23 protein-coding genes and 1 pseudogene are annotated in these 22,803 nt (G+C 66.5%); 12 read left to right on the top strand and 12 right to left on the bottom strand.

Features of this window, described 5'->3' with window-relative positions; all coding sequences use genetic code 11:
• Nucleotides 1-30: 30 nt before the first annotated feature.
• A complete protein-coding gene (locus BMY30_RS13290) occupies nt 31-1,437 on the bottom strand; it encodes an MFS transporter (RefSeq protein ID WP_089714619.1) in 1,407 nt (468 codons plus the stop codon).
• Nucleotides 1,438-1,573: 136 nt separating this feature from the next.
• Nucleotides 1,574-2,212, bottom strand: coding sequence for a class I SAM-dependent methyltransferase (locus BMY30_RS13285; protein WP_089714487.1), 639 nt, complete (start codon nt 2,210-2,212; stop codon nt 1,574-1,576).
• A gap of 74 nt (nt 2,213-2,286) precedes the next feature.
• On the opposite strand from BMY30_RS13285, the gene BMY30_RS13280 reads away from it, so the two are divergent.
• The 3 genes from BMY30_RS13280 (at nt 2,287) to BMY30_RS13270 (ending at nt 4,067) form a co-directional block, all read left to right on the top strand.
• Nucleotides 2,287-2,679: a VOC family protein gene (locus tag BMY30_RS13280; protein WP_089714485.1), complete on the top strand. Its 393-nt coding sequence runs from the start codon at nt 2,287-2,289 to the stop codon at nt 2,677-2,679.
• Between the two features lie 68 nt (nt 2,680-2,747).
• The gene (locus BMY30_RS13275) at nt 2,748-3,134 is read left to right on the top strand and encodes a DUF4870 family protein (RefSeq protein WP_089714483.1); all 387 of its coding nucleotides are present in this window, start codon (nt 2,748-2,750) and stop codon (nt 3,132-3,134) included.
• Nucleotides 3,135-3,137: 3 nt separating this feature from the next.
• Nucleotides 3,138-4,067: a lysophospholipid acyltransferase family protein gene (locus BMY30_RS13270; RefSeq protein WP_089714481.1), complete on the top strand. Its 930-nt coding sequence runs from the start codon at nt 3,138-3,140 to the stop codon at nt 4,065-4,067.
• A gap of 24 nt (nt 4,068-4,091) precedes the next feature.
• On the opposite strand, the gene BMY30_RS13265 is transcribed toward BMY30_RS13270, so the two are convergent.
• From BMY30_RS13265 to BMY30_RS13255, 3 genes are read right to left on the bottom strand one after another with little or no spacing between them, the layout of a single operon-like run.
• Nucleotides 4,092-5,498: a mannose-1-phosphate guanylyltransferase/mannose-6-phosphate isomerase gene (locus tag BMY30_RS13265; protein ID WP_211607328.1), complete on the bottom strand. Its 1,407-nt coding sequence runs from the start codon at nt 5,496-5,498 to the stop codon at nt 4,092-4,094.
• A 20-nt stretch (nt 5,499-5,518) separates the two neighbouring features.
• Complete coding sequence (locus tag BMY30_RS13260; protein ID WP_089714479.1) at nt 5,519-6,118, bottom strand: YceI family protein; 600 nt, start codon at nt 6,116-6,118, stop codon at nt 5,519-5,521.
• Nucleotides 6,119-6,147: 29 nt separating this feature from the next.
• Nucleotides 6,148-7,803 (bottom strand): alkaline phosphatase family protein, encoded by a 1,656-nt coding sequence (locus tag BMY30_RS13255; RefSeq protein WP_139195525.1) that lies wholly within the window; start codon nt 7,801-7,803, stop codon nt 6,148-6,150.
• A 128-nt stretch (nt 7,804-7,931) separates the two neighbouring features.
• Between BMY30_RS13255 and BMY30_RS13250 the strand changes: the two genes are divergently transcribed.
• Genes BMY30_RS13250 through BMY30_RS13235 form a run of 4 tightly spaced genes read left to right on the top strand, consistent with a single transcriptional unit; the run spans nt 7,932 to nt 13,084 of the window.
• Nucleotides 7,932-9,506, top strand: coding sequence for an OpgD/OpgG family glucan biosynthesis protein (locus BMY30_RS13250; RefSeq protein WP_244516210.1), 1,575 nt, complete (start codon nt 7,932-7,934; stop codon nt 9,504-9,506).
• The gene (mdoH, locus tag BMY30_RS13245) at nt 9,493-11,460 is read left to right on the top strand and encodes a glucans biosynthesis glucosyltransferase MdoH (protein WP_089714473.1); all 1,968 of its coding nucleotides are present in this window, start codon (nt 9,493-9,495) and stop codon (nt 11,458-11,460) included. The genes BMY30_RS13250 and mdoH overlap by 14 nt, the downstream gene beginning before the upstream one ends.
• A gap of 20 nt (nt 11,461-11,480) precedes the next feature.
• Nucleotides 11,481-12,281: an FkbM family methyltransferase gene (locus BMY30_RS13240; RefSeq protein WP_089714471.1), complete on the top strand. Its 801-nt coding sequence runs from the start codon at nt 11,481-11,483 to the stop codon at nt 12,279-12,281.
• Nucleotides 12,278-13,084, top strand: a complete 807-nt coding sequence (locus BMY30_RS13235; RefSeq protein WP_089714469.1) for a creatininase family protein — start codon at nt 12,278-12,280, stop codon at nt 13,082-13,084. The genes BMY30_RS13240 and BMY30_RS13235 overlap by 4 nt, the downstream gene beginning before the upstream one ends.
• 10 nt (nt 13,085-13,094) lie before the next feature.
• Here BMY30_RS13235 and BMY30_RS13230 read toward each other — a convergent pair whose 3' ends face one another.
• The gene (locus tag BMY30_RS13230) at nt 13,095-14,237 is read right to left on the bottom strand and encodes a GTP cyclohydrolase II (protein WP_089714467.1); all 1,143 of its coding nucleotides are present in this window, start codon (nt 14,235-14,237) and stop codon (nt 13,095-13,097) included.
• On the opposite strand from BMY30_RS13230, the gene BMY30_RS13225 reads away from it, so the two are divergent.
• Nucleotides 14,236-15,159: a RibD family protein gene (locus tag BMY30_RS13225; RefSeq protein WP_342027790.1), complete on the top strand. Its 924-nt coding sequence runs from the start codon at nt 14,236-14,238 to the stop codon at nt 15,157-15,159. The genes BMY30_RS13230 and BMY30_RS13225 overlap by 2 nt on opposite strands.
• 93 nt (nt 15,160-15,252) lie before the next feature.
• Here BMY30_RS13225 and BMY30_RS18195 read toward each other — a convergent pair.
• The 5 genes and pseudogenes from BMY30_RS18195 to BMY30_RS13200 form a co-directional block, all read right to left on the bottom strand.
• A pseudogene (locus BMY30_RS18195) lies at nt 15,253-16,119 on the bottom strand (lysylphosphatidylglycerol synthase transmembrane domain-containing protein); the annotation flags it as partial.
• A gap of 2 nt (nt 16,120-16,121) precedes the next feature.
• A complete protein-coding gene (locus BMY30_RS13215; protein ID WP_089714465.1) occupies nt 16,122-17,003 on the bottom strand; it encodes a class I SAM-dependent methyltransferase in 882 nt (293 codons plus the stop codon).
• Nucleotides 17,000-18,124 carry a glycosyltransferase family 4 protein gene (locus tag BMY30_RS13210; protein WP_244516209.1) on the bottom strand — a complete coding sequence of 375 codons (1,125 nt, stop codon included), beginning with the start codon at nt 18,122-18,124 and terminating at the stop codon, nt 17,000-17,002. The genes BMY30_RS13215 and BMY30_RS13210 overlap by 4 nt, the downstream gene beginning before the upstream one ends.
• On the bottom strand, nt 18,124-18,522 hold the full coding sequence (locus BMY30_RS13205; protein WP_089714462.1) for a 6-pyruvoyl trahydropterin synthase family protein: 399 nt from the start codon (nt 18,520-18,522) through the stop codon (nt 18,124-18,126). The genes BMY30_RS13210 and BMY30_RS13205 overlap by 1 nt, the downstream gene beginning before the upstream one ends.
• 17 nt (nt 18,523-18,539) lie before the next feature.
• Nucleotides 18,540-19,526 carry a zinc-dependent alcohol dehydrogenase gene (locus BMY30_RS13200; RefSeq protein ID WP_170840142.1) on the bottom strand — a complete coding sequence of 329 codons (987 nt, stop codon included), beginning with the start codon at nt 19,524-19,526 and terminating at the stop codon, nt 18,540-18,542.
• 179 nt (nt 19,527-19,705) lie between these two features.
• Here BMY30_RS13200 and BMY30_RS13195 point away from each other — a divergent pair, with 179 nt between their 5' ends.
• Genes BMY30_RS13195 through tenA form a run of 3 tightly spaced genes read left to right on the top strand, consistent with a single transcriptional unit; the run spans nt 19,706 to nt 21,790 of the window.
• Complete coding sequence (locus BMY30_RS13195; RefSeq protein ID WP_089714608.1) at nt 19,706-20,446, top strand: CDP-alcohol phosphatidyltransferase family protein; 741 nt, start codon at nt 19,706-19,708, stop codon at nt 20,444-20,446.
• A 17-nt stretch (nt 20,447-20,463) separates the two neighbouring features.
• On the top strand, nt 20,464-21,084 hold the full coding sequence (locus BMY30_RS13190; RefSeq protein ID WP_089714460.1) for a YceI family protein: 621 nt from the start codon (nt 20,464-20,466) through the stop codon (nt 21,082-21,084).
• A gap of 37 nt (nt 21,085-21,121) precedes the next feature.
• On the top strand, nt 21,122-21,790 hold the full coding sequence (gene tenA / locus BMY30_RS13185) for a thiaminase II (RefSeq protein WP_089714458.1): 669 nt from the start codon (nt 21,122-21,124) through the stop codon (nt 21,788-21,790).
• Nucleotides 21,791-21,880: 90 nt separating this feature from the next.
• On the opposite strand, the gene BMY30_RS13180 is transcribed toward tenA, so the two are convergent.
• The gene (locus tag BMY30_RS13180) at nt 21,881-22,384 is read right to left on the bottom strand and encodes a porin family protein (RefSeq protein WP_089714457.1); all 504 of its coding nucleotides are present in this window, start codon (nt 22,382-22,384) and stop codon (nt 21,881-21,883) included.
• A 192-nt stretch (nt 22,385-22,576) separates the two neighbouring features.
• On the opposite strand from BMY30_RS13180, the gene BMY30_RS13175 reads away from it, so the two are divergent.
• The coding region (locus BMY30_RS13175) for a transposase family protein (protein ID WP_139195524.1) at nt 22,577-22,803 on the top strand (227 nt) is incomplete at its 3' end.

The following is a 22,803-nucleotide window of genomic DNA, read 5'->3' as shown; positions in this document are numbered from 1 at the left end:
GCCGCAAGTAACCCGGGGCCCGCCGACGGATCAGCCCCGCTCGATACCGCTATCAGAACGAGAGGTGGCCTCGTCGTCCTCGGCTTCGGGCTCATCGAAGTAGGCGATATGCGACTCGTTGGGCGGCGGCGGGCCGACCAGCGGTTCGGCTACGTCCACCTCGGGCACGGCCCCGGAAAGGTCCTCGACGTGCTCATGCTCGGTGGCACCTTGAACGTGCTCCTCGGTGACCGCCAGTTCGGCCCCTGCCGAGGACATCGGCGTGGAGGCCGAGAACGGCGCCACCGGCACCGGTGCCGGGCGCACGCTGCGCCGCCAGCAGAAGAAGGCCACCAGGATGCCGCCCATGGCGCCGAAGGCCCAGAACAGGCCGGCATCGCCCATCAGACTCATCACCGGCGAGACCAGCGGCGGGCTGAGCGCCGAGCCGATGGCGTTGATCAGCAACAGGCCCTGGCTCATGCGCACCAGGGCGCCGGCCGGGGCGCGGTCGGCGGCATGGCCCACCGCCACCGGGTAGAGCGAGAAGACGCCACCACCCAGCAGGAACAGCAGCCCGGCCAGGACCCACGCATTCAGCGGCAGCCACAGCACTGCCGCGGAGATCAGCGTGCAGAAGGCCCCGATCAGGATCAGCACCAGCTGCCTGTCGTGGCGGTCCGACCAGCGTCCCACGGGGTACTGCAGCAGCATGGCACCGAGCACCACCACCGCCATCATCTGACCGATCCGGTCGACCGAAAGGCCCGTGCGCTGCAGGTAGAGGGGCAACAGGGAATAGACGGCGGCCACCATCAGCCCCGAGCCGAAGCTGCCCACCACCCCGGTCGGGGTCAGGGTGATCAGGCGCAGCGGCGAGAGCGGCTCGGCCTTCTCGATCAGCGGCGAGACCCGTGGGATCATCGCCATGGGCAGCACCGAAAGCGAAGCCAGCATGCCGATCACCATGAACGACGACGGACCCCCCATGGCCTCGGTGACGCCCAGCAGCAGCTGGCCAAGCACACCGGCGGCATAGAGCGAGATCATGTAGAGCGCCAGCAGACGGCCGCGCACCTTGGCATCGCCGGAGGCCAGCAGCCAGCTCTCGATTACCAGGAATACGCCCACCGTGGCCCAGCCACCGATCAGGCGCAGCACGAACCAGGCCCAAGGCTCGGCCACCAGTCCCTGCAGCAGCACGGTCACCGCCACCAGCGAGGCGAAGCTGCCGTAGGCGCGGATATGGCCAATGCGCAGCAGCAGCCGGTCGTTGAGCATGGCGCCAAGTGCCAGGCCGATGAAGTAGGCCGAGGAGACCCAGCCGATCACCACGGCCGATTCGCCGGCGGCGTCCAGGCGCAGGGTGATCACCGTGGCCAAAAAGCCGTTGCCGATCCCCAGGATGAACAGCCCCAGCAGGGGGGCCAGGGCCATGGCCAGCAGTTGCCGCGACATCATGGGGAGGCCTCACAGCAGCAGGTGAACACGAGAATAATGATGGCGGAAAGTGCCGGCTAGTGCCTGCTCGGCGAGCCGATGAGCGATTCCGGGCGCGCAAATCATACTCCCGGCCGGCGGCGAGTCAATCGTTTTATCGACGCTGCAGCAGGGCCACGTCCGCCGCGGGAAACTCGACCCGCATGTCCAGGTGGCCGGCCAGCCACTCGAAGGTCGCCTCGCTGAAGAAGACCACGTGGGTGGGATCGAGGATGTAGTGCCAGCGCGCGAAAGCCGGCTGGTCGGTGACCCGCTTGGTCATCAGCCCCAGCCAGCCGCCGGCCGATAACCTGTCGGCCAGCCGCGTCAGTTCCCGGCCGGGGGCGAAGAGGTGCTCGACCACTTCGGTAGCGGTGATGAAATCGTAGCGGCGCTCCAGTACGTTCGTGTCGGGCGAATAGAAGGGATCAAAGATCGCCATGGGGTGGCCCGCCTCCTCGAACATCACCGACAGGGTCGGGCCGGGGCCGGCGCCGAAATCGAGTCCTCGGGCGCCGGGCGGGAGTCGCTCACGCAAGGGGTCGAAGAGCCGCGACAGGAAACGGCGATAGCCGGGGTCGTCCGGAGAATTCTCGTGCTGGTCATAGACCGCCCGCTCCTCCGCCGGCCCGAGCCGCTGGTCGGGGGGCACGAACACCAGCGCGCAGTGCCGGCAGCGATGGTAGTCGCGTTGGGCGTCACGGTGAAAGTGCTCGGTGTCGCGGGACGCGCATAGCGGACAGCTCAGCATCATCGTATCCTCTGTGCCTGAACAAATTGCCTCAGGACTTCCCCCTGCTATCGCCAGAACCCGCCAAGGAGCCCCGAATGCTGTCAGGTCTGGACCACCTGGTCATCACCGTGACCGACATTTCCCGTGCCGTGGACTTCTACTCAAGGGTGCTGGGACTGGAAGTACGCTATCGCGACCGGGAGCGCGTCGACCTGATGCTGGGCGACGTTGCCCTGCGCCTGCACTGGACCGCCACCGATGTGACGCCGCGGGCCGCCACACCCACTCCTGGCAGCCTGGATCTCTGCCTGCGCAGCCTGCTGCCGCTCGATGAGGTCCAGCGCCACCTGGAGGCGCTGGATGTCGAGGTCGAGCTCGGCCCGGTGCCCCGACAGGGGGCTACCGGCGAGATCACCTCGCTCTACCTGCGCGACCCGGACGGCAATCTGCTCGAGATCAGCCGCCCCGTAAAAAACCAGCCCAGCTGACCCCCCGTGGCATTGTCGTCTTCGACCGGTATGATTGGCACACCCCATTCGAACTTCAGGGACGCGTAATGACCGACCAGCTGCCACAAGACAACGACCGAGCCATCGCCGAAGGGGGTACCGCCCCCGACACGACCATTCCCATCGTGGTGTACGTGCTGCACCTGGCCGGCATGGTTACCGGCGGCCTCACCTCCCTGGTCGGCGTGGTGATCGCCTATGTCTACCGCGGCAACGGCGGGCCGGCGTGGCTCGACGAGCATTATCGCTACCAGATCCGCACCTTCTGGATCGCCCTGCTCTACTTCGGTATTTCCGGGCTGCTGACCCTGGTACTCATCGGCTTTCTGACCTGGCTGGCCGCGGTGGTCTGGCTGGTGATCCGCTGCGTGAAGGGCCTCAAGGCACTGAACGAGCACCGCGCACCGGAGAACGTGGACACCTGGTGGGTCTGATCCATGGCCGGAGGTGAGCCACGCTCGAGGGCCTTTCAGGCCCGCGCCATCGCTCTCATGTGGCGCAGCCTCGCCGGCCGCCGCCTCTCCACCCTGTGGCGGCTGGCCCGCCTGATCGGCCCGTTGGTTGAGCGGCTGAGCCGCCGGGAGCGCCAGGTCACTCGGGCCAACCTGGCCGAGGTCTACCCATCCCGCAGCCCGGCTGAGCGCAGCCAGCTCTCTCGGCAGAGCCTGACCCACTCCACCGCCACCATGCTCGAGCTGGGCTTCGCCTGGATGGGTGAACCCGGGCGAGTCGAGACCTCTATCCTCGAGGTCCATGGACGCGAGCTGCTCGACGAAGCCCGGGCCGAGGGGCGCGGTGTCATCGTGCTGGCCCCCCACTTCGGCAATTGGGAGGTGCTCAACTTCTGGCTCTCCGGTCACTTCCCCTTCACCGCCATGTATGAGCCTCCCAAGCTCGCCCAGCTCGACCCGATAATCCGAAAAGGACGCGAGCGCCGGGGTGCGTCCCTGGTGCCCACCAACCCACGCGGCGTGGCCGCCCTGCTCAAGGCACTCAAGCGCACTGAGGCCGTGGGCATCCTGCCCGACCAGGTCCCCAGTTGGGGAAGCGGCGTCTTCGCCCCCTTCTACGGCCGGCTCGCCTACACCGCCACCCTGCTGCCCAAGCTTGTGGCCCGCACCGAGGCAAGGGTCGTCACCGGGGTGGCACTGCGCCTGCCGGGCAGGGGCTTCGCCATTCATTTCCTGGCCGCCGACACGCGTGTCTATGTCGCCGACGAGGTCACCTCGGCCAGCGGCGTCAATGCCTGCGTGGAGGCCGCCATTGCCCTGGACCCGGCCCAGTACCAGTGGGAGTACAAGCGTTACCGCAAGACCCCGGAGGAAGCCGAAGGTCGTCCCGACTTCAAGCGTTTCCGGATTTACTGACCGAGCCGACGACTAACGCCCCGATCACCGTCGCCCATAGCGATCGTCCAGGCGCACGATGTCGTCTTCACCCAGGTAGGTGCCGGACTGCACCTCGATGAGTTCCAGCGGAATCAGGCCGGGATTCTCCAGGCAGTGAACGCGCCCCACCGGGATGAAGGTCGAGGCGTTTTCGCCCACCAGAAAGACCTCATCGTCCAGGGTGACCCGGGCCGTGCCGCTAACCACCACCCAGTGCTCAGCCCGGTGGTGATGGAGCTGCAGGGAGAGCCTTGCCCCGGGGCGCACGGTGATGCGCTTGACCTGATGACGCGGACCGGCGTCGACACTCAGGTAGTGGCCCCAGGGGCGATGCACGCTGGCCGTGAAACGGGTTTCCGGTCGCCCCTGGGCCTCCAGCCTTTCGACCAGGCCGCGCAGCCGCTGGCTCTGGGCGCGGTCTGCCACCAGCACGGCATCATCGGTCTCGACGATCACCAGATCCTGGACCCCCAGGGTGGCCACCAGCCGCGAACCGGCATGCACCAAGAGCCCACGACTCTCTTCACAGATCACATCGCCGCGCAGGGTGTTGTCGTCGGCATCGTGGGGCAAGGCTTCCCACAGGGCCTGCCAGGAGCCGATATCGCTCCAGCCGGCTGAAAGCGGCACCATGGCTGCCTTGTCGGTACGCTCCATCACCGCTACATCGATGGAGTTGGCGGGACTTTCCAGGAAGGCTCGCGCATCCGGACGCAGGAAATCGAGGTCGACCACGGCCCCGTCCATGGCGGCCCGACAGGCCGCCAGCATGGCGGGCGCGAAGGCCGCCAGGGCCTCGAGGTAGTCATCCGGTCGCAGCACGAAGATACCGCTGTTCCAGAAATGCTCACCGGCCGCCAGGAAGCGCTCGGCGGAGGCGAGATCCGGCTTCTCCACGAAACACGCCACGGCAAAGCCATCATCACCCAGTGCCTTGCCGGCCTGGAGATACCCGTAGCCGGTTTCGGCGCGGGTCGGCACCACACCGAAGGTCACCAGGTGCCCCGCCTCAGCCAGACACGCCGCCTGACCAAGGGCCGTGCGGAAGGCGTCTTCATCTGCCAGGTGATGGTCCGACGGCAGCACCAGCAGCGGCTCACCGCGACCCTCTCTGCGCGCCAGCAGGGCAGCCAAGGCGATGGCCGGGGCCGTGCCGCGACCCTCCGGCTCGAGCAGCAGTCTCGCGTCCTCGACGCCCGCCTGGCGCAGCTGCTCAGCGGCGAGGAAACGATGATCCTCCTGGCAGATGACGATGGGAGCCGCCATGCCGAGCCCCTCGAGCCGCGCCAGGGTGTTGGTCAGCAGGCTGCCCTCGCCCTCCAGCGACAGGAACTGCTTGGGTCGCTGCCGGCGGGACAGCGGCCAGAGCCGGACACCGTTTCCACCGGCCAGGATCACGGGCGTGAACACGGGCAAATCTCCTTCAGGACTCAGGAACGCGAGGTCGCCAGCAGTTCCAGGGCGAAATCGACATGGACCTCATGCAGCACCGTGCCCTCGGTGCGCCAGGCACCACGTCCCATGTCGAAATCGGTACGATCCAGGGTCAGCCGGCCGCTGACGCTGACCCGCTCGCCCTGCTGCGTCCAGCTCGCCGGCACCGTCAGCGGATAGGTGTCGCCCCGCAGCTCTAGCTCGCCCTCGATTCGCAGCTCGCCTTCGGCCGGCGCCTGGATATCGGTACTGCGAAAGACGATCTCGGGGTAATTCTCGACATCGAACCAGTTATGACCATGCAGCATGCCATCGACGATGTCGTTACCGCCGGTGATGCTGGCTGACTGAAGCGTCAGTACCAAGTGCCCGTCGGCCGGCTGGTCCAGGTCACCCTCGAGCTCGAGCTCGAAGTCCTCGACACGGGTCACCGCCTCACGGCCGTCGGCGGTGCCGATCAGTTCGATACGACTCGCATCCTGATCCAGTTCCCAGGCCGCGGCGGGCGAAACACTCATCAGGACGAGCAGGCCGGACAACAGGATTGCCGGGGCTATCGACACAAGGCTCGCTATCCTCGGGGTAAATCGTGACATCTTGCCTCCCGGGCCATCCGGCCCGACGTTCAGGGGTTCGAGACAGAGGCGCCCGACGCATCGTCGGCACCGAACGCCTCATGAAGCCAGCCGCGCAGCGCTTCCTGACCGGCAACATCTCCACCAGGGTAGCCATCGGGCCGTGGCGGAACGGGGCCGGACACGAACCCCCGCGCCAGGAAGGGGTCGAGCAGGCTGACGTCGCCGCTGATCACATGGACCGGGACAGCGCCGCTGGCGTTGTCACCGGTGATCAGCGGCGCCGGCTGGTGATCGCCCAGCAGTATCATCAGGGTCTGATCGTCGACGAAGTCCTCGGCCCAGCGGATACTGGCCCCCAGAGCATAGTCCAGTGATCTGGCGTAGTGATCGCGCACGCGTTCCAGGTCCTGCCAGAGTTGCTCGGGTGTCTCGCCGGCGTCCTCCCAGCGCGAAAAGACACTGCCATCACCTACCGCGCTCCAGTCGTCGAGCACAGGCAGGATCGGGGTCCAGGGAGCGTGGCTGCTGATCAGCGCGATCTGGGCGAAGAGCGGGGGTGCCTCGGCGGCCTGGCGAGATACCCCACCATTGCGAATCCGCGTCTCGAAATGGTGCAGGGTGTATTGGTCCGGCATGGTGACCCAGTTCAGGGGTGGGCCGGCGTAATCCAGGTCCGCGGCGGCGTGGATCTCGTCGAACCCGTAGGCGCGGCCCTCCGGCCAGGCCATGGTAATGGCCGGCATCACGGTGAGGGTGCGATGGCCGGTGGCGCGGAAATCGTCCACCAGCGTGGTGCGCTCGCTGTCCAGCAGCAATCGATACCAGAGCGAATTGTCGATCCGCAGGCCGCTCAGCACCGTGGCATGGGCAAGCCAGGACTGGCCACCGCGGATCGGCGAGTCAAGAAGACCCGAGACCACCGACAGACCGGCGGCGTCGAACCGCTCGGCCATGTCAACCAGCCGCGGACCCAGGACCTCGGCGTAGCGGTCATCGAACAGTGCCGATATGCCGTAGGATTCCACGAAGACCAGCAACACATCGCGTCCGGCAAGCCCCGGCAAGGCGGTGACCTGAACGGGCGCCGCCGCCATTTGCTCGGCAAAGTCTCGGTGAGCGAGGCGCGTCTCGATCCATTGACGCCCCTGGAAATGCAGGGTGTCCAGCAAGGGCGTGCGCACCACCGGTAGCGGCCGGACCTGTTGGCTATCAGCCGCGATCAATACGCCGCTCACCACCAGCATGCTCAAGGCACCTGCGACTCCCAAGGCACCGCGCGCCGCGCCCTGTAGGCTCGCGATCACCTTGGCCAGCAGCCAGGCCACGAAGGCCAGCAGGACCGTGCCCCCCAGGGTGACCAGGACGGCCAGGGTGAATCCCAGATTGCCCTCCAGCAGGTGGAAGGCGGAACGCAGCAGGGGGAGGTCGAGATAGAGATTCAAGGAACGTCCGAACGCCAGATGGGTCGCCACATCGCCCAGGCCGACCAGCAGAAACACCAGGATCAGCGCCACCAGCAGCCAGCGCAGCCCGGCAACCCACCCAGCCAACGGCAGCAGCGCCAGCAGACCCGCCAACAGGACGGCCTCGAGGGCAACCCAGTGCCGTAGAGGATCGCCGTACAACAGCCATACGGGTGCCAGCAACATGCCGTTGAGCAGTACCAGGCTCAAGCACCAGCGGACTGGAGAGGGTAACGACATGGACAATCACCGGGTTGAATGGACCAGGAAGCTCTCAGTGTATAATGTTTGTATAGATGCGTCCCGACAACTGGCAGTCGACCCTGTTGTCATCCCGTCGGGAGAAATTGGTCAAGGAGAATCACCCCGTGTCCCTACCCTTGTCTCCACTCTTGTCTCCTTTATGTTGGCTGGCCACCAGCCTGCTCATCGTGGGATTCACGCCTGCGACCTGGGCCGAGCCCGCGCCTAACCTGCCCGGCATCTTCGAGGAGGTCACCGAACGCGCTCGCCAACTCGCGGCTTCCCCCTACGAGGAGCGGGCCGGCGATCTGCCCCCCGCGTTGCGCGATATCGACTACGATGCCTACCGCTCGATCCGCTTTCGCCCGGAAGCGGCCCTGTGGCGGGACGAGACACTATTCTCGGTGCAGCTCTTCCATACCGGTTTCCTGTTCGAGCGACCGGTCCAACTGCATCTGATCAAGAACGGCGAACAGCAGCACCTGCCCTTCCAGTCGTCCTTCTTTCGCTACGATGGCCCAGCAACGCCACTTCAGGAAGCGGACCTGGGTGGCGCCGGCTACGCGGGGTTTCGCCTGCATTTTCCCCTCAACCGCGAGGACTACCACGACGAGTTCCTGGTCTTCCAGGGCGCCAGCTACTTACGCATGGTCGGCCGCGATCAGGGTTATGGCCTCTCGGCTCGCGGTCTGGCCATCGATACGGCCTCCTCCAGTGGCGAGGAGTTCCCGGCGTTCACGGCATTCTGGTTGTTACAGCCCGAACCCGAAGCGACCCGTATCGACATCGTCGCGCTGCTCGACAGCCCCTCGCTCGCCGGGGCCTACCATTTTCGGGTGCATACCGGCAAGCAGATCGACGTGGAGGTTGAGGCCCGCCTGTTCGCCCGCCGCGATGTGGCGAAGGTGGGCATCGCCCCGCTGACCAGCATGTTCATGCACGGTGACGTCAGCCCCTACCCTGCCGACGATTTCCGGCCACAGGTGCATGATTCCCAGGGCCTGCTGATGCAGACCCATGCCGGGGAGTGGATCTGGCGCCCCCTGAACAACCCGCGTGAGCTGCGCATCACCCGCCTGCAGGACACAAACCCGACGGGCTTCGGCCTGGCCCAGCGCGACCGTGACTTCGACCGCTACCTCGACATGGAGTCGCGCTACGAGCGTCGCCCCAGCAACTGGATCGCGCCGCTGGGTGACTGGGGACCGGGCAGCGTGGAACTGGTCGAGATACCCAGCGAGTCGGAGACCAACGACAACATCGTCGTCTACTGGGTCCCCGAGCAACCGCTCACGGCCGGCGAGTCACGGACGTATCGCTATCGACTCTCCACCTTCGACGCTCAGCGCCCCGAGCAGAGGCTGGGCAGCACCGTGCGCACCCGACAGGGATGGGGAGCCGTGCCGGGGCAGAGCGACCCTCCGCCGCGCAGTCGTCGCCAGTTCGTGATCGACTTCCGAGGGGGTGAGCTCTCGAGCCTGGACGGCACTCACCCGGTTGAGGCCGAACTCGTGGTCTCGAGCGGCGAGACACGGCAGTTACAGGTGCAACGCCTTCCCGACGGCGAGACCTGGCGTGCCTCCTTCAGGGTACAGCCCCAGGGGGCGAATCCCGTGGACATGCGACTTCGACTGACGCTGCGTGACACCCCGATGAGTGAAACCTGGAACTATGTCTGGAACCCCGATGAACTCCGCTGATCGCTCGACTCGGGTGCCATGGCTGGCCGCACGGCAGGTGGGTTTCGCCCTGCTGGTGCTCGCCACGACCGCCCTGGGCAGCTGGGCCATGTTCGAGATCCTGCGTGTCAACGGCATCACGGCACTGCAGGGCATCGTGCTGGGCCTGTTCGTGATCACTTTCGGCTGGATCACCGTCGCCTTCTGGACGGCCATCATCGGTTTTGTGCTGCAGTTGACACGCCGCGACCCCCTGAGCCTGGCCCGGCTGGAACAGCAGCCGTCGGCCACCGATCCGGGTGCGCATCGCACGGCCCTGGTGATGCCCATCTACAACGAGGACCCCGAGCGCATCGTGGCGGGCCTGGAAAGCACCTGTCGCTCGCTTCTCGAACAGCCCTACGCCCGGGGATTCGAGGCGTTCGTGCTCAGCGATACCCGGGACGACGAGATCGCCCGCCAGGAGGAAGCCGCCATCGTCGGCCTGCAACAGCGGCTGGCGCCTCGGCTCGAAGTTCACTATCGTCGCCGCGATAACAACCGGGGTCGCAAGGCCGGCAACCTGGCAGACTTCTGTCGCCGCTGGGGCCATCGCTACGACTATATGGTCGTGCTCGATGCAGACAGCCTCATGGGGGGCAGGACCCTGATATCACTGGTCAGCGCCATGCAGGCCAACCCCGGCATCGGCCTGATCCAGACGGTCCCCATTCCAGTCCGCTCGGCGAGCGTGTTCGGGCGCTTCACGCAGTTCGCCGCTGCGCTTCACAGCCCCCTGCTCGCCACCGGGCAATGCTTCTGGCAAGGCCATGCCGTGAACTTCTGGGGACACAACGCCATCCTGCGCACCCGGGCCTTCATGGCCAGTTGCGGCTTGCCGGCGCTTCCCGGCACGCCACCGCTGGGTGGGGACATACTCAGCCACGACTTCGTCGAGGCGGCGCTGATGCGTCGGGCCGGCTGGGAGGTCCACCTGGATGCCTGCCTCGGCGAAAGCTACGAGGAAGTGCCCAGCAACATCCTCGAATTTGCCAAGCGCGACCGGCGCTGGATCCAGGGCAACCTGCAGCATATCCGGCTGCTCGGTGCCGCCGGCCTGCACCCCATGAACCGCCTGCACTTCCTGTTCGGCGCGCTGGCCTACCTAACCTCGCTGCTGTGGGGGCTGATGCTGGTGATCAGTACCCTGGACGCCATCGGCCGGGCCCAGGGTCGCCACGACTTCTTCAGTGACGGCTACCAGCTTTTCCCCGACTGGCCCGTTGCCACGCCCGACCTGGTCATTCCCCTGCTCATCAGCACGGCGGTGATACTGCTGCTGCCGAAGGTGCTGGGATGCCTGCTGGCGTTCATCCAGCGACCCGCCGCCTTCGGAGGCAGAGCCCCCCTGCTGGCGAGCACCCTGCTGGAGATCGCCATCGCCATCCTGATCGCCCCCCTCATGATGCTGCTCCACAGCGGGTTCATCCTGAGTGTGCTTAGTGGCCGACAGGTGAGCTGGGACGCCCAGGTCCGCGAAGGGCGATCGGTGCCCTGGGGGCAGGCGTTGCGCCATGCCTGGCCCGCGACCCTGATCGGCGCGGCCTGGGCCGGAACAACCTACCTGTTCGCCCCGATGTTCTTCTGGTGGCTATCACCGGTCTGGCTGGGCCTGCTGCTGGCGGCGCCATTGATCAAGATGACCAGCAGCCTCACCCATGGGCGCAGGCTCTACCGCGCCGGCCTGCTGAGGGTCCCGGCGGAGGTGATGCCCACCACGGTGCTGCAACGGCTGGCCACGGCGTCACCGAGCCCTGCTTCGACCCGCCTGACACCACCACCCCTGGAATCACCCGGCGACATGCCGGTGCAGTCGTTTACCGTCTGGCCACCCCAGGGAGCAGCGACGCAGCGTGACCCGGTACCCGCCCCGCGAACGGCATCCATGTCACCATCTCCCCGGGCCAGCGCCAACCTCAAGACGAAAACCGAATGAAGCATACCGGAGCCTCTTCCATGTCCACCCGACTGGCCGCCACGACCCGCCGAGTGTCACGCGGCCTGGGGCTGGCGCGTTCGCTGGTCATCTACTGGCGTCCGGGACGCCAGCGGGGGCTCCAGCGGCTCTATGCCGACTTCGTCGGGCCCGGCGAGCTGGCGTTCGACATCGGTGCCCACCTGGGCGATCGCACCGCGGCCTTCCAGGGGCTGGGCGCTCGCGTGGTCGCCCTGGAGCCCCAGCCTTCCCTCTTTCTCTGGCTGAAGCGCCTGGTGGGAAAGCGTCAGGGTGTGACCCTGCTGCCCTTCGCCGCGGGAGCAGAGCCCGGCGAGGCCGAACTGGCGGTGAGCGAAGCGACACCCACGGTTTCTACCCTGGCCCATGAGTGGCGCCGGGGTATCGGCGAACGCAACCCCGGTTTTCGCAAGGTGCGCTGGGAAGGTCGCCTGTGCGTCCCCGTGACCACTCTCGATACGCTGATCGCCGAGCACGGGCTGCCGCGCTTCTGCAAGATCGACGTGGAAGGTTTCGAGGCCGAGGTGCTGGCCGGACTGACGCGGCCCATCGCGGGCATCTCGGTGGAGTTCGTTGCCGGCGCCCTGGACGTGGCCGACCGCTGCGTGGTGCGGTTGGCCGAGCTGGGCGATTATCGCTTCAATGCCATCGCCGGCGAAGGTCGGCGGTTCGAGTGGGCAACGTGGCGCACACCGTCGGCCATTCGCGACTGGCTGGCCGCAGGTGCCAACGGCCTGGCCTCGGGCGACCTCTATGCACGGCATAACGATGATGAACACGACATGGAGCGCACGAGCCAATGAGTGACCCGACCGCTTGTACCCGCTGGCAGGATCTCACCAGCCGACAGCTGTCGTCCCTGCCGCGCAATAGCGTGGCGGTGATGGTCGTCGGCGCCATCGAGCAGCACGGCGCCCACCTGCCGCTCTCCACCGACCTCGATATCGGTGAGGGGCTGCTGGCGGAGGCGCTGACCAAGCTCCCCGAGCGCTTCCCGCTGGTGATCCTGCCGCCCATGGCGGTGGGCGCCAGCGACGAGCATTTGAGCTTTCCCGGGACCCTGAGCCTGTCACCGGAACTGGCCATTGCGACCCTTGAGGCCCATGGTGACGCCGTGGCTCGGGCCGGCCTGCAGCGGCTTGTACTGGTCAACAGTCACGGCGGCAACAAGGCAATGATGGACCTGGCCGCCCTGCGTCTGCGCCGCCGGCACGGCATGCTGGTGGTCAAGGTCCACTACACTCGAATGCCGCCCTTGCCCGACGGCGCTCTACCCACCGAGGAGCTGCGCCACGGGCTGCACGGGGGCGCGCTGGAAACCGCCATGATGCGCCATCTGGCCCCGCACAAGGTACGACTCGGCGAGTTGGATCACCCGCGCTCACAGGGGGAGACCCTGGCAGAGGAAGGGCTGCTGCTTAGCCCGGAGGGAGAAGCCGCCTTCGCCTGGCTGGCCGAGGATCTGCATCCTGCGGGGGTGGTGGGCAATGCCCATCTCGGCACGGCCGAACTCGGCGAGCGCCTGGTCACCCACTACGGCAAGCGCATCGCTCGCATTCTGCGCGAGACCCAGCGCAGGGAGATCGACGCCACCCTCAGCCGTTAGCGCAGTCCCCTCAAGGCCCGGCGTTCGAGTCCTGATCGGCGCTGAACACCGCATCGAGCAGGTGGCCGGCGCGCTCCGATTTGGCGCTGAGGTAGCGGCGGTTGTGATCATTGAGGCTGCCGTAGAGCGCCTGGCGCTCGACCACCTCGATACCCCCCTCGGCCAGCGCCGAGACCTTGCCCGGATTGTTGGTCAGCAGCTGCACGCGGCGAATCCCCAGGGCGTCCAGGATGTCCACTGCCACCCCATAGTGTCGCTCATCCTCACCGAATCCCAGGACCTGGTCGGCATCCAGGGTGTCCAGGCCGCTGTCCTGGAGGGTATAGGCCCGCAGCTTGTTGGCCAGCCCGATGCCTCGACCCTCCTGGGCCAGGTAGAGCAGCACGCCGCCACCCAGCGCCTGGATGTCGGCCACGGCATTGCGAAGCTGCTCACCGCAGTCGCAGCGCAGGCTTCCGAAGAGATCGCCGGTCAGGCAGGCCGAATGCAGGCGTAGCGGCACCGCTGCGTCTCCATTGCCGGGGTCGCCGATCACCACGGCCACGTGCTCGCGCAAACCGTCGGGTTCGCGAAACAGGATGAAGCGACAGTCGAAAGCATCCGCCAGGGGAATCCGCGCCTCGCTGACGCGCTTGAGCATACCGATCCCCCCCTCCAGGCAGTGCTCGGCCTGATCGGCCCGGACCGCGAGCCAGGCGCCGTCCTCCAGCCGGGCTTCCACGGCGGGCCGCTGCGCCTCACTGACCCGAACCACCAGCGCCGCCGGAATCAGCAGCGCCCGGCGCATCAGTGCCAGGGCCGCCCGATCGGCCGCCTGCGTTGGTTCCAGTGAGCGACGCCAGCCGGCCAACTCATCGCATCCCACTGCGACTTCCGGCGTGAAGCCGAAGGCCAGGTCGACCAGCCGCTGGCGACCGGCGCCCTCCGTCAAGGGAAGGCGGGCCAGATGGCCGGCTTCCGGCTCGCCGAGAGCCGCCAGCCGATGGCGGCTCAGGACCAGCGAGGGCGTGTTGCCCGCATGGCTGGCCAAGCGCGAGACCGTGTCCTCACCTGCCCCCTCGATGGCCTGGACCAGAACGCGCGTGTCACCATCGGTGATCACCACCGGCAGCCCGCGACGCAGATCGAAGATGGCCCGCTCAACCTGATGCATGGTGCCCTCCTTGCATGCCTTGCTCCGCCGAGGCGGACTGCGCATGATGTTTGCTTTGCCCTGGCCCGGAGCCCTCATGCCCCCGACCCTGCCCGACACCCTGGACCAAACGACGGCCTGGCTGGCCCTCTGTCGAGCGAGAGAGAGCGTGGCCAGTACCGCGGCGTCGGTGCACAGGGAAGGCCCGCTGCGCCTGACGGCCAGCGGATGGACGTCTGACATTCCTGCGAACGATGATGCCCGGGAACTGCTCGACAATCTGGTCCCGCTGGCGATGCATCCCGGCCGACTGGCTCTGGCCCAGCTCGGCCAGAGCCTGGATGGACGCATTGCCACCGAGAGCGGGCATTCCCACTACATCAACGGCTTCGAGAGCCGGACACATCTGCACCGGCTGAGGGCGCTGGTTGATGCCGTGGTGATCGGCGCCGGCACCGCCAGCGAGGACGATCCCCTGCTCACGGTGCGACACGTCAGCGGGCGGCAACCGGTACGGGTGATCCTCGACCCTCGGGGCCGGGTGCCATCGACGATCCGTCTGTTGCGCGAAGCCCAGGCCCCCTGCCTGCACCTGGTCGGCGAGCAGGTCGATATCGCCCAGCCGTCGGCCGAGCACGTCACCCGCGTGCAATTGCCGACGGCAACCGACGGCTTTGATACTGCCAACGTGCTCGAGGCGCTTGCCGACCGGGGCCTGCGGCGCGTGCTGATCGAGGGTGGCGGCATCACGGTCTCGAGATTCCTGGAGGCCGGCGTGCTCGATCGCCTGCACCTGCTGGTGGCACCACTGCTGATCGGCTCCGGCCGGCCGGGGCTGGCCATGACGCCCATCGCCACCCTGGACCAGGCGCGTCGTCCCGTCGCGCGGACCTTCCGCTGCGGCGATGATACCCTCTTCGATCTGGACCTCACCCGGCCCTGATCCGTCGGGGTCTAAGGCGCCGACATCCGATGGTGTAGCGAAGCGTCGGACCAGGCCCGGCAAAAACATCGCCCCGGGCAGGCTCGCCAGCAGCACCAGCAGACCATAGGCCATCGACACCGCCACCCCCTCGGCCGGCGCCAGGCCGACCAACCCCCAGACCAGCGCCGCCGCGCCCTCGCGCAGGCCCCACCCGGCCAGCGACAGCGGGATCAACATCGCGATCAGGACCGGAGGCACCAGCGACATCAAGGTGCCTAGGGGGAGCGTGACGCCGATCGCCCGGGCCGCACAGACGAACACCAAGGCATAGCTCAAGACCACCAGCAGGGACCCGGCGAGCTGTCGCGGCCAGACCGACGACGCCAGCAGGCTACGCCGCAGGTCTTCTCCCAGCCCGGCCAAAGCCGCTGGCGGCTGGCGCACTAGATGGCGCATGACCGGCACACCGATGACCAACATCAACGTTGCGCCTATCAGCCAGCCCGGCGAGGACAGGCTCGCCAGCGCCTCACCGATCAGCCCCTGCCACAACGGTGATATGGCCACGACCAGCAACGTCAGAACCAGCATCGCCAGCTGGCCGGAGGCGCGCTCGATGATAACTGCCCGCCAGGCGCTTCCGCGCCGACCGCTGGCCCGGGAATGGCGCCAGGCGCGGGTGGCATCACCCGCCACCCCGCCGGGCAGCACCTGATTGAGGAACATGGCCAGGTAGTATTCCCGCAGCGCACGCCCCCAGCTCAGCGACAGCTCGAGACGAGACGCCGTCAGTCGCCAGCGCCAGGCGGAAAGCAGCATCTGCGGCAGCGTCAAGGCCAGGGCCAGCAGTATCCAGCCCGGTGCCAGGGGGCCGACCGCATCGATCACCTCCCCCGGCTCGAGCCAAAGCCAGAGCCCGCACAGCAGCAGCAGGCTGGCCAGCGGCCGCCACAGGCGGGAGGATCGAGCCAATACCATGGTTATCCCCGACCCGCTGGCGGCAACGGCCAGGCGAAGAGATCACGATGCCCCACCGTCACGCCCAGCTCGCCGGCGAAGATGGCCGCCAACCGCCGGTCTCGCCAGGCGCCGAGACGAGCCGCTTGTGTCGGTGCCTCTTCGACGGCGGCGTCGTGCCAGCCGGTCACCAAGGCCTCGGCTAGGCATTGCTGGGTGGTGTCTTCGGCCGCCAGGTGCCAGGGCGTGGCGTCGCTCTCCACCCGGAAGCCGGCGGCCAGCAGGGTGCTGGTCAACACCGCGGGTGCCTCGCCGCCCAGCGCGGGCCCCAGGCCCTTGTCGCGATACTGATGGGTCTGGAAAAGGGTACGCACGGCGATATCCTCGCTATCCTCGACGCGTGCGCCCTGGCGGTCCAGGAAGGCCCAGTCGCCGTCCACGCTGAGGGTCAGCAGCAGGGCCTGGCCATGGACAGCGCAGGCGGCCACCAGCGACTCCACCCAGGACCGAGGCATCAGGTCGAACAACGCAGAGGCGACCACCATATCGGCATCGGCCAGCAGGTCCCGATCGATCGGGGAGAGGCTGCGGCAATGGGTCTCCAGGACGACCGGGGCTCCTTCACTATCGCGAAGCAGAGCACCTCGCCGACGGGCATGGGTCAGCAGCTGGGCATCGTGATCGACCAGTCGCCAGCGCTGGGGGCCCGGCAGGCGTGAGGTCAGGAAGCGAAGGTTGCTGCCACTGCCGCTGCCCAGGTCGACGATGCCATGCGGGGCGGCGCGCGCGTTCAGCCAGTCGGCGGCCAGCCCGATCAGTCGATGGCTGCGTGACCGGGTATCCAGCCCTTCGCGCAGTTCGAGCCACTCCGCCGAGAACACAGCATGGGCGGTGGAAGTACTCATGATAATTGCCTCCGCTCAGGGCGAGCCACGGCGTCTATCGTCGCCTCGGGAATGGCCTCCAGGGCGGCCGCGAAGCGTTGCCCCGCCTGTTGCCAATCGGTCAACCCTCGCCGGGCCCGGCTGGCACCGCCGCGCAGACGGCGTCTGACCTCGGTATCGTCCATCCAGCGCGACAGCGCCTCGCGTAGTACATCGGCATCACCGGGAGGCACGGCGATGCCCGCCTCGGGCGGCAGGGTGTCGGCCAGTGCCCCGCCCGTGGTGGTGATCACCGGCAGCCCCCAGGACAGCGCCTCGGTCACGACCATGCCGTAGCCCTCGTAGAAGGAGGGCAAAACGAAGAGATCGGCCTCACGATAAGACGCAGCCAGGTCGTCGACATTTCGCTCGCCCACGAAACACAGCCGTTCGGCAAGGCCGAGGCGTTGCGTCTCGGCCATCAGGGCGGCCGCGTGCCCGGCATCGCGGTCATGACTGCCGACAACCTCGCACACCCAGGGCCGGTCGATGAGGCCGGCCAGCGCTTCGACCAGCACACCGAGCCCCTTGCGAGGTGTCAGGGTCGCCACACAGAGCAGCCGCCAGGGCCGGCCCACCTCCTCGTGATCCAGAGCGCCGCGCGCCAGGGGAGCCTTGTCGACACCGGGCTCGGCCACTCGGATTCGCTCGTCGGGGACGCCGTACTCTTGCAGGGCACGGGCGGTATGGTGGCTGGTGACAACCACCCGGCGGGCCGAGGCCAGCGCCCGGGTCTCGCTGTGGTGAAAGTCTCTCTGCTGGACGACGTCGAGGCCGGTCTCGTCGGCCAGAGGATGATGGACGAGCGCGATGATCTGAAGGCGCGCGGCATGTCGCTCGACTTCATCGGGCAGGCCGCCCATGGCCAGGCCATCGATGACCACGCGAGCGTTGTCGGGTAACGTCGCCAGGGCCTGGGACAGACTGTGGCGGGCCTTCTGGTCAGCCAACGGGAAACGTCCCTCCAGTCCTACCACGTCGACCCGCCACCCCTGACTGCGAAGTTCTGCCATCATGCGAGCATCGTACACATAGCCGCCGGTCCACTGGTCGGGATCACCGGCGACGATCAGGGTCAGCTCGGGCATCGCCGTCAGAGGCATCAGAGCTCGCCTTCGTAGCTGGCCCAGGCGACATGCGATTCATGCAGGGTCACGCAAAGGGAATCGAGCCCCATGGCGCCCTCACCGAGGTGACAGAGCTGAATGGCCGTGGCGAGACGCTCGAAGACCACCCGCGCCATGAACTCGGTGGTGGTGTTATGGCCCTGGAACTCCTCCACACCATCGAGATTCTGGAAATTGAACTCGGCGAGGACCTTCTTGAGGGCCTCACCGGCCAGGCCGATATCCACGACCAGGCCGTCGTCATCGAGTTCGCGGCGCTGGAAGGTCACGTCAACCACATAGGTAGCGCCGTGCATGCGCTGGGCGGGCCCGAAGATCTCGCCGCGGAAGCTGTGGGCGATCATGAAATGGTCACGAACGTTCAGACGATACATAAGGCAATAAACTCGCGTCAGGAGAGGGTCGGATAGCGGATTCGATGGCAGAGCACGTCGCCTGAGGCGGCGGCCAGCCGAGGCATCAGGGCGGGCAGTTCCTGGAAATCGCTCTCGCCGCTGATCAGCGCATCTAGGCAGGGCTCACGCAGCAGCTCCAGCGCCAGCGCCAGGCGGCGGCCATGGTCCCAGCGCGGCGTGCGCTCGAAGGGCAGGCGGCCCACCTGGCTGCCGACCAGGCGTAGCCGCCGGGAGTGGAAGGCCTCCCCCAGCGGCAGGCTAACCTCGCGGTCGCCGTACCAGCTCATCTCGACCACCCGGGCCTCGTCGCCGGCCAGTGTCAGGCTTTGGCGCAGCCCCTCGGGGTTGCCGCTGGCGTGGATCACCAGGTCATTCTCGGTGGGCGCCTGATCGGCCAGGCTGAAATCGATGCCCAGCGTGTCGGCAAGCTCGGCCCGCCCCGGCGACACATCCATCAGGCAGACTCGGGTACCGGGAATCGCTGCGCAGAGCCAAGCCACCAGGGTTCCGATGACCCCGGCGCCGACCACGGTGATCCGGTCGCCCACGCCGGGGGCGGCATCCCAGACGCCGTTGATGGCCGTTTCCATGTTGGCTGCCAGCACGGCCCGAGCCGCGGGCAGGCCTTCGGGTAGCGGCGTCACGGCGTCGACCGGCACCACGTAGCGGTCCTGGTGCGGATAGAGGCAGAACACCTCGCGTCCGATCAACGAGGACTCACCGGCCTCGACGACACCGACGCTGACGTAGCCGTACTTGACCGGCGCGGGGAAATTGCCCTCCTGAAAGGGGGCGCGCATGCGTTGCCACTCGCTTTCCGGCACACGGCCCTGGAAGACCAGCGATTCGGTACCGCGACTGATGCCGCTGAACAGGGTTCGAACGGCCACCTCGCCGGGGCCTGGCGTCGGCACCGGCTCCTGGCGCAGGGCCCCCTGGCCCGGGGCCAAGGTCCAGAAGGCGGTAGCGGTAGCATGCAGCATGGCAGTGTCCGTATCGGGAATATCAGCGGTCATGACAGGCGTAATAAGGCAATGAGCAACCTCGTTGCCATCGAACCGGTGTGACAACACTGTTGGCCGTTAGCTCATTCTTCTACAATATCGATACAGCAATATTGAGGTGCACAATGCAGCACTGTCAATCAGGCACCGGCCATACGATGGGGCGAGCCGTTCCGATCTTCCGCGACCTGGGCGTGGGAGCCCTCTGTCTGCTGGTTTCGGCGGCTCTGCTGTGGTCGTGGTGGAAGTCGAGCCCTTGGGTGCCCCTGCTGGCGGCGATCACCTACCTGGGCATGGCCGGGCTCATCCTTGCAAGCGTGCCTTGCCACTGGCGAGGTCTCGGCTGGGCCAACCGCGTCACCCTGGGGCGGGGAATACTGATTGCACTGCTGACGGGCACCTTGGCCGAGCCCGACCTGCTGGTTCGATACGCCACCCCCCTTGCCGCCCTGGCCCTGCTGGCCCTGCTGCTGGATGGTATTGATGGTTGGGTGGCGCGCCGCACGTCCGCACAGAGCGATTTCGGGGCGCGCTTCGACATGGAGCTCGACGCCTTCCTGATTCTAGTGCTGTGCTTGGCACTGCTGCTGCTCGGCAAAGCAGGCCCCTGGGTGTTGGCCATCGGTGCCATGCGCTACGCTTTCATCATGGCCGGACTCAAGCTGACTTGGCTGACCGCCGCCTTGCCGGAGAGTCGTCGTCGCAAGGCAATCTGCGTCTGGCAGGTCGCCGCCTTGATGATCTCTCTTCTGCCCATCGCCGGCGCCACAGCCACGAGCTGGCTGACAGGCAGTGCGCTCATCGGTCTGCTCTGGTCTTTCATCATCGATATTCGCTGGCTATATCGCCATGCCCCAGCAAGACGGCCAGAGGACTATCAAACCGGCAACCACTCATGAATCAAAAGGATACTCTCATGCCCTCGCCTCTCCATCATACCCAACGCCCCTCCTTGCCGATCGCCGCAGGGCTCGCCCTGACCCTGGGCGCCCTTTCGATGCCTTCGGCCAGTGCCGAGCCTCGCACCTACGAGATCGATCCCGAGCACTTCTCCATCGGCTTCTTGACCAAACACGTCGGTTACGCCGACATCCTCGGCATGTTTCTGGAAGGCCAGGGCGAATTCGTCTACGACGAGCAGACTCGACAGCTGCACTCCGGAAACGTCGAGATCGCCGCCGACAGCGTATTCACCAACCATGAAGAGCGCGATAACCACCTGCGCAGCGATGACTTCCTCGATGCCGGACGCTACTCGACCATCGTCTTCGAGGTCACCGGTTTCGAAGCACACAGCGACAGCGAAGGCACGCTGGAAGGCGACCTGACCCTGCTCGGCGAGACCCGCCTCGTGAGCCTGGCGGTCACGCTCAACAAGGCCGCCGAGTACCCCTTCGGTCATGGACAGCACACCCTGGGGCTGTCGGCGCGCACTACCATCGACCGCAGCGACTGGGGGATGAACTACGGAGTCGACAACGGTATGGTCGGCGACGAGGTGGAACTGATCTTCGAACTGGAGGCGATCAGGCAATAGCCGAACCACCGAATCGACACCCCCTGACGGAGACAAGATGGGCTACCGTTTCAACGACCTCACCGCCGCCTGCCAGGACGACTGGCGTGCCTATATCGAGCATGACTTTGTTCTCCAGCTCGGCCAGGGCCTCCTCGCCGACGACGCCTTTCGCCACTACCTCAAGCAGGACTACCTCTTCCTGATCCACTTCGCCAGGGCCTATGCCCTGGCCGCTTACAAGAGTCCGACACTGGCCGACCTGCGCCAGGCCCATGAGGGCTTGAAGGCGATCCTCGACGTGGAGCTCGAGTTGCACGTGGGCTACTGTCGCGAGTGGGGCATCGCCGAGGAGCAACTCACCGACCTACCCGAAGCCCGCGCCACCCTTGCCTACACACGCTATGTGCTGGATACCGGCAACCGCGGCGATCTGCTCGACCTGCACGTGGCCCTCGCCCCCTGCGTGGTGGGTTATGGCGAGATTGCCGATTGGCTAAATGCTCAGCCCTCAACCGTACGCGGCGAGGGCAATCCCTATGATGCTTGGATCGCCATGTACGAGAGCGACGACTTCCAGGCCGCCATGCGCGCCGAGCTCGAATGGCTCGACGCCCGCTTGGCCGACGTCACCCCGGCACGCTTCGCCGAGCTGTGCACGGTGTTTCGCGACGCCACGCGCCTGGAGATCGATTTCTGGCAGATGGGGCTGGACCGCACCGACTAGACATCGACCGGAACGTCCTAAACGCAGCGCGCCCCGCCGTTTTTCCGACGGGGCGCGTTTCGTGCCACGGTGCTGGTCATTGCAGGAACATCAGAAGCGAAACGTCACCCCGACACTGGCGGCATCGAAGGTATAATTCGATTCATCCAGATAGCGCATGTAGTCTGCCCCTACGGCGAGGTTGGGCGCCACGTCGAACTCGGCGCCAGCACCGTAGGAGAAGCCGCTCTCGCTATCCGCATCGACGTCCACCTCGCTGAAGCCTGCGAGGCCATAGAGGCGGAATTCCGGGGCAATCGGCACGATGCCCTTTGCATAGGCCCCGGTCAGGTACTCCAGATCGAGGCTGCCATCGGATCCACCAGTACCGAGATGGCCTTCCAGGGCGAAGTAGTCGTTGAACGCCACACCACCGCGCAGGCGCAGGCCGGTGCTGTTGAAGTCGTCGCCACCGTCGCTATCGAGCTCCCAGAACAGCACATCGCCGCCCAGGTAAGGGCTCGGCTGATAGTTCATCGGACTACCCTGAGCATGAGCGGTGGCCCCAGCCAACAGCAGCGCAGCGGATACGGTGGAAATCGTGAGGGTCTTCATGGCGTTCCTCCTTTTTAGGAAACAGTGTTTCCTTTTGCAAAAATCATTCTGGTACAACCTAGACCAAGGTGCAAGACGTTCCCGCCAACCCCCAGGGCTATCGCAGTTAGATAAGTAGTCGTCCATAGACACGCTGCCCGCATCGTAGGCACTCTTGCCGGTATCCGCTATGTGCCGGTATCAAGGAGTGATATGGCATCTGTCACCAGCTGCTTTTCCGATCTGCCTGACCCCAGGGGGCCCAACGCCCGTCACGAGTTGGATGAGATCCTGTTTATTGCCCTCTGCGCTGTGCTCTGTGGGGCTGAGGACTGTTCAGATATGGCGCTTTTCGGACAGTCGAAAGAACCTTTCCTACGCCGCTTCCTGACGCTGCCCCATGGCATTCCCAGCCACGACACCTTCAGCCGGGTCTTCCG

The sequence above is a fragment of the Halomonas daqiaonensis genome (assembly GCF_900109725.1).
GTDB classification, from domain to species: domain Bacteria; phylum Pseudomonadota; class Gammaproteobacteria; order Pseudomonadales; family Halomonadaceae; genus Halomonas; species Halomonas daqiaonensis.
The sequence above is the reverse complement of the archived record's forward strand: the minus strand, read 5'-3'. Positions and strand labels throughout refer to the sequence as shown.